Source organism: Luteibacter sp. P4_E6, assembly GCF_056401535.1.
Genome location: NZ_JBFUJE010000731.1, coordinates 1 through 1,557 on the forward strand (window position 1 = coordinate 1; position 1,557 = coordinate 1,557).

Genomic DNA, 1,557 nt, shown 5'->3' on the forward strand with positions numbered 1-1,557 from the left:
GACACGTCCTCCGCGTTCGAAAAGGAAGGCCRCTCACGCGGCCCATGTATCTATSTGGCCTACGGCCGCTCCACTTGTGCGGAACTCGCCTCGAGGGTGGACACCAAGGTCTCTCACGACGATACGGTTGAGTGCAGGGAGAGCCGTTGCGTGTGCCTGCGTCCGTCCGAAGGCACCAATACGGTGCGTTCCGGCAGGACAGCCTCGTGGTTTACTTGGGCAACACATCCTTGCGGTGACGATTGCCCTTATGGCCCACAGCTCCCGACTCGTCGTATTCGTCGCACTTGCTGCGAACGTCGCCATTGCGGTGGCGAAATTCGTCGCCGCGGCGCTCACCGGCAGCTCCGCCATGCTTTCCGAAGGCGTGCACTCGCTGGTCGACAGCGTCAACGAGGTGCTTCTTCTCTACGGTCTGAAGCGCTCGCAGCGACGTCCCGATCGCCAGCATCCCCTGGGCTTCGGTCGCGAGCTCTACTTCTGGAGCTTCATCGTCGCGTTGCTGGTGCTCGCGCTGGGTGCGGGCTTTTCGTTGTACGAGGGCGTCAACCGCATCCTCACGCCGGAGCCGCTTAAGGACCCGGTAACCAACTACATCGTGCTGGGCGTCAGTGCGTTGTTCGAGGGTAGCTCGTGGTACCTCTCGCTGAAGAGCGTGCAGCGAAAGAAGGGCAAGTACGGCTACTTCGAAGCGTTCCGCCGAACCAAGGATCCAACCACGTTCTCCGTGCTGTTCGAAGACACGGCGGCCCTGCTGGGTCTGGGTATCGCGGCGATCGGCGTCTACCTCTCCCACGCGCTGAACGATCCACGCATCGACGGTTGGGCGTCGGTCGGCATCGCCGTCGTGCTTGCGGCCGCGGCCAGCCTGCTGGCGCGTGAGAGCAAGGCCTTGCTGATCGGCGAGCCCGCCCAGCCCAGGTTGCTGGCGGAGGTGTGCACCATCGCCGGTGAGGTGCCGGGGATCGAGGCGGTGAACGGCGTGCTGACGGTGCAGGTCGGGCCCGACCATGTACTGGTCGCGCTATCCGCGGCGTTCGACGACGCGCTGACCACCGTGGAGATCGAGGAGTGCGTGCGGGAAATCGAGGCGCGCACGAAGGCGGCGAACCTGCCGATCGTGGCGCTGTTCATCAAGCCGCAGACGCCGGAAGGGTGGCGCGAGAGATTACGGCAACTGGACGGCAAGGCCTGAAAAAAGGTTCATCGTGGGATGCCGGGGACGCCGCGTGGGTGGGGACGTCGCGGCGCAGAGCCTTCGGTGCCCACCCTCGCTCTTCGGCGGCAACAGCCACCCAACGGCTCTCCGTCCAGCTGACCGTATCGTCGTGAGAGACCTTGGTGTCCACCCTCGAGGCGAGTTCCGCACAAGTGGAGCGGCCGTAGGCCAGATAGATACATGGGCCGCGTCAGCGGCCTTCCGATCCGAACGCGGAGGACTGTCTGAGCAGCGAGGGTGGGCACCAAGGTCTCCCCGCGAGACGCCCAAGTGTACGAAGCGACGGCGAAGCCGAGCCCGCGAAGCCGAAGGCGAGCCATGCGCGAGGTGCGAAAGAA

The 1,557-nt window shown here is 64.8% G+C and carries 1 protein-coding gene; it reads left to right on the top strand.

Annotation, left to right across the window (positions count from 1 at the left end; translation table 11 throughout):
- The first annotated feature begins 250 nt into the window (after positions 1-250).
- A complete protein-coding gene (locus tag AC1DT2_RS22880; protein WP_477298963.1) occupies positions 251-1,195 on the top strand; it encodes a cation diffusion facilitator family transporter in 945 nt (314 codons plus the stop codon).
- Positions 1,196-1,557 lie beyond the last annotated feature (362 nt).

What these genes read in the sequence shown, in the direction of transcription:
- AC1DT2_RS22880 (WP_477298963.1), top strand. Translation starts at nt 251, where the DNA reads ATGGCCCACAGCTCCCGACTCGTCGTATTCGTCGCACTTGCTGCGAAC.